This is a genomic window from Pseudonocardia sp., from assembly GCF_035305885.1.
GTDB lineage: Bacteria > Actinomycetota > Actinomycetes > Mycobacteriales > Pseudonocardiaceae > Pseudonocardia.
In genome coordinates this window covers 1-4,243 of sequence record NZ_DATGOP010000151.1, presented here as the reverse complement: position 1 = coordinate 4,243, position 4,243 = coordinate 1, and the positions used below count along the sequence as shown (strand labels likewise).

The window sequence follows — 4,243 nt, the reverse complement described above, 5'->3', positions numbered from 1 at the left end:
GTGCAGGATCACCGTGTCGCCGACGGCGACGTTGGTGACCCCCTCGCCCACGGCGTGGACCCAGCCCGCGTTCTCGTGCCCGATCACGTACGGCAGCCGCGGGTTCATCGCCGCGGCCCATTGCCCTTCCAGGATGTGCAGGTCGGTGCGGCACACCCCGGCCCCGCCGACCTTGACGATCACGTCCAACGGGCCCTGGATCTCCGGCTCCGGGATGTCGTCGATCTTCGGGTCGGTGTGGTAGTCGTGCACCCGGACGGCCTTCACCCGCGCACCTCCTCGTGGCGTCGTTGCCTCCCCCCGATTCACGCTCCGTGCGTGGACGATCTCAAGGCCGCCGATTCCGCGGAGCGAGAAAACGGACATCGCGCCCCGCCATGAGGAGAGGTTGTTACCGGCGAGTAGCCTTGTGGCGGTGACGACAGAGCCGAGCTGGGTCGCCGCGACGATGCAGCAGACGGTCCCGTGGGTGGGCACGGCCGGGATCGAGTTCGTCGAGGTGACCCCCGACCGGGTGGTCGTGCGCCTCCCGGACGACCCCGCGCTGCGCAACCACGTCGGCGGCCCGCACGCCGCGATGATCTTCGGCCTCGGCGAGACCGCGTCGGGCGCCGTCACGCTGGCCGCGTTCGCCCCGGCCCTGGAGCGCGCGACCCCGCTGCCGGTCCGGTCCGAGATCGCCTACCGGCGTGTCGCCCGCGGGACGTTGACGGCGGTCGCGCAGCCGGCCCGTCCGGCCGGGGAGGTCCTCGCCGAGCTCGAGGCGGGCAGCCGCCCCGAGTTCGACGTCCGCGTCACCGTCACCGACGCCGAGGGCGGGGAGACCACCCGCATGACGGTCGTCTGGACGCTGCGCCCGCACCGGTAGGGACAGCGACCCGCGCGCGGACACCCCAGGAGGACTACCGTCCCGCAAGTGCGCGTCGTGATCGCAGGTGGACACGGGAAGATCGGGTTGCGGCTGGCGGCCCTCCTCGCGGGGCGCGGTGACCGGGTGACCGGGGTGGTGCGCAACCCGGACCACGGCCCCGACCTCGAACAGGCGGGCGCGACGGCCGCCGTGCTCGACCTGGAGGCGGCGCGCGCCGACGAGCTCGCCGCCGTGGTCGAGGGCGCCGACGCCGTCGTGTTCGCCGCCGGCGCCGGGCCGGGCAGCGGGGCCGCCCGCAAGGACACCGTCGACCGGGCGGCCGCCGTGCTGCTGGCCGACGCGGCGCGGATCGCGGGCGTGCGCCGCTACCTGCTGGTCTCCTCGATGGGCGTGGACGATCCGCCCGCACCGGATCGGGGCGAGGTCTGGGCGGCCTACATCGCCGCCAAGAAGGCGTCCGAGGAGGCGATCCGGGCGGCCGACCACCTCGATTGGACGATCCTGCGGCCGGGCTCCCTCACCGACGACCCGGGCGTCGGCAAGGTGCTGCTCGCCCCGCCGCCGGTGCCGCCGGGCAGCGTCACCCGCGACGACACGGCGGCCGTGCTGGCCGGGCTGCTGGACCACCCCGGCAGCGCGGGCAAGATCCTGGAACTGCGGGAAGGGACGACCGACGTGCTCGAGGCCGTGGCGGGGGTGTCGTGATGGCGGACGTTGACGTCATCGTGCTGGGCGGTGGCCCGACGGGGGAGAACGTCGCCGACTACGCCGTCCGCGCCGGCCTCTCGGCGCTGATCGTCGAGTCGGAGCTGCTCGGCGGGGAGTGCTCGTACTGGGCCTGCATCCCGTCGAAGGCGCTGCTGCGGACCGGGCACGCGGTGGCGGCGCTGCGGCGGTTGCCCGGGACGACGGCCGAGTTCGACCCGCAGGCGGTGCTCGCGCGCCGCGACTCGTTCACCGGCGGCTGGAACGACGAGGGCCAGGTCGAGTGGGCCACCGGTGCCGGCATCCGGGTGCTGCGCGGGACGGGCCGGATCGTCGGCGAGCGCACCGTCGAGGTCGACGGCCCCGCGGGCCGGGAGACGCTCGTCGCCCGCCGGGCCGTCGTGGTGTGCACCGGCAGCGTGCCGACCACCCCCGCAGTCCCCGGCCTGGACGGCGTGCGCACGTGGGGCTCCCGCGACGCCACGTCGGCCAAGGAGATCCCGCCCCGGCTGGGCGTGCTCGGCGGCGGCGTCGTCGGCTGCGAGATGGCGCAGGCGTTCCAGCGGCTCGGCTCGCAGGTCGTGCTCCTGCAGCGCGGCCCGCGGCTGCTGCCCGCGATGGAGCCGTTCGCGGGGGAGCGGGTGGCCGCGGCGCTGCGCGAGGAGGGCGTCGACGTGCGCCTGCAGCACGCGCTCGAGTCGGTGGCTGCCGCGGGCGACCAGGTCGAGCTGCGCACGAGCGACGGCCCGGTCGTCGTCGACGAGCTGCTCGTGGCCACCGGGCGCAGGCCGAACACGGCCTCGATCGGGGTGGAGGCGGTGGGCCTCGAGCCGGGGAAGCCGCTCGCCGTGGACGACACCGGGCTGGTCGAGGGGGTGGCGGGCGAGTGGCTCTACGCCGCGGGCGACGTCACCGGCCGGAAGCTGCTCACCCACCAGGGCAAGTACGAGGCCCGGATCGTCGGCGCGGCGATCGGCGCCCGCGCGTCGGGCGAGGAGCTCGACACCGGGCCGTGGGGCGAGCACGTCAGCACGGCCGACCACCGAGCGGTGCCGCAGGTGGTCTTCACCGACCCCGAGGTCGCCGCGGTGGGGCGGACCGAGGCCCAGGCTCGTTCCGAGGGCATCGACGTGCGGGTGGTCGACCTGCCGATCGCCGTCGCGGGGTCGTCGCTGCAGGCCGACGGCTACGACGGGGCGGCGCGCATGGTCGTCGACACCGCCCGCGGGGTTCTCGTCGGTGTGACGTTCGTGGGTCAGGACGTGGCCGAGATGATCCACGCCGCGACGATCGCGATCGTCGGCGAGGTGCCGTTGCAGCGGCTCTGGCACGCCGTGCCCGCGTTCCCGACGATGAGCGAGGTGTGGCTGCGCCTGCTGGAGGCGTACCGGGCGGAGGCGTGAGCGCGGCTCACGCCGACTGGGAGAGGGCGGCCGCGATGCCCAGGGTGGCGGCCATGACCGCCACCTCGACCCCGGCCCATCGCAGCACCGGCGTGCGCCCGGCGGCGAGCCTGCGCCGGGCGGTCCAGCCGAGGAGCCCGAGCAGCACGAGGCAGACCGCCTTCGCGATCACGAGCGCGCCGTAGCTCGTGGTCACGAGCTCGTCCCACGATCCGAGCCGGATGAGTGCCGTGACCACGCCCGTCACCGCGACCGCGCCGAGGCACCAGCCGGCGAGGCGGGAGAAGCGGGGCAGGACGGGATCGAGCAGCGCGCGGTGGCGCGCCACGAGCACGAGCACGACCGCGAGCCCGCCCACCCAGAGCGCGGCCCCGACCACGTGCACGCCGATCGACATGATCGCGAGCTGGTGGTCGGGGTGGGTGCCCGCGTGGCCGGTGACGGCGGGGGTGACCAGGCCGAGCAGCGCGGCCACCATCGGCACCCGCGCCTGGACGCGCGTGGGGTCGCGCATCCGCACGACCGCGCAGGCGATGAGCGCCGCGACGCAGATCGCGGTGAGCACCAGGCCGCGCCCGCCGGCGAGCCGGGTGACGAAGCTGCCGATCTCCCCGGCGTCCAGCTGCCCGAGCGGCCTGCCGAACGCGTCGGCGGCGCGGAACATGGTGCCGACGAGCACGAGCACCAGCCAGGCGCCCGCCACGGCGACCAGCGCGCGGTCGGCGGTAGCCCGCACCTGCTGGCGGGGGCGCAGGGCCGAGCCGGGCAGGTGGCGGGGACCGGGCAGCAGCAGGGCGACCAGGGTGAGACCGACGCACGCGACGCCCGCGACGTCCATCCCGGACCTGGTGACCGACGAGCCGAGCAGCACCGGCAGCGACGTGCGCGCCAGCGCCCCGGTGAGCACGCTCGCCGCGAGGGCGGCGGCGACCACGAGGCCCGCCCACCCGACCGGCCGGAGCCGGTCGAGCGGACGCGCTCCCGCGGTCGGCGGGGTCACGACCGACCCAGCCGCAGCGCCGCGACGACCCCGCCGCCGACGAGGACGACGGCGCCGAGGATCCAGGGCCAGATCGGCGTGCCACCGTTCTCGCCGCCGGCACCGCCACCCTCGGCCGGCGGCGCGGCGGCGGGCGCCGGTTCGGACGCGGGGGCCGACGCGGGCGCCTCGGCGCCCGCCCCCGGCCCGGGGGTCGTGAGCGTGAACGACACCTCGCCGGAGACGGGGTGACCGTCCGCCGACACGACCCGATAGCCGATCTTG

Annotated in this window: 6 protein-coding genes; 3 read left to right on the top strand and 3 right to left on the bottom strand. The window is 76.0% G+C overall.

The features are described from left to right. Positions 1 to 267 (bottom strand): alcohol dehydrogenase catalytic domain-containing protein (locus VKZ81_RS33700; protein WP_324245809.1); only part of this gene is annotated, 267 nt, incomplete at its 3' end. A gap of 148 nt (positions 268 to 415) precedes the next feature. On the opposite strand from VKZ81_RS33700, the gene VKZ81_RS33695 reads away from it, so the two are divergent. Genes VKZ81_RS33695 through VKZ81_RS33685 form a run of 3 tightly spaced genes read left to right on the top strand, consistent with a single transcriptional unit; the run spans position 416 to position 2,979 of the window. Beyond that, a complete protein-coding gene (locus tag VKZ81_RS33695; protein ID WP_324245808.1) occupies positions 416 to 868 on the top strand; it encodes a DUF4442 domain-containing protein in 453 nt (150 codons plus the stop codon). A gap of 48 nt (positions 869 to 916) precedes the next feature. Further along, a complete protein-coding gene (locus VKZ81_RS33690) occupies positions 917 to 1,576 on the top strand; it encodes an NAD(P)H-binding protein (RefSeq protein ID WP_324245807.1) in 660 nt (219 codons plus the stop codon). Then, positions 1,576 to 2,979 carry a dihydrolipoyl dehydrogenase family protein gene (locus tag VKZ81_RS33685; RefSeq protein ID WP_324245806.1) on the top strand — a complete coding sequence of 468 codons (1,404 nt, stop codon included), beginning with the start codon at positions 1,576 to 1,578 and terminating at the stop codon, positions 2,977 to 2,979. Before VKZ81_RS33690 ends, VKZ81_RS33685 begins: the two co-directional genes overlap by 1 nt. A 7-nt stretch (positions 2,980 to 2,986) precedes the next feature. On the opposite strand, the gene VKZ81_RS33680 is transcribed toward VKZ81_RS33685, so the two are convergent. Beyond that, entirely contained in the window at positions 2,987 to 3,979 is a 993-nt protein-coding gene (locus VKZ81_RS33680) for a copper resistance D family protein (RefSeq protein WP_324245805.1), read from the bottom strand. Continuing rightward, a partial coding sequence (locus VKZ81_RS33675) for a copper resistance protein CopC (protein WP_324245804.1) occupies positions 3,976 to 4,243 on the bottom strand: 268 nt, incomplete at its 5' end. The genes VKZ81_RS33680 and VKZ81_RS33675, both read right to left, overlap by 4 nt.

What these genes read in the sequence shown, in the direction of transcription:
- VKZ81_RS33685 (WP_324245806.1), top strand. Translation starts at nt 1,576, where the DNA reads ATGGCGGACGTTGACGTCATCGTGCTGGGCGGTGGCCCGACGGGGGAG.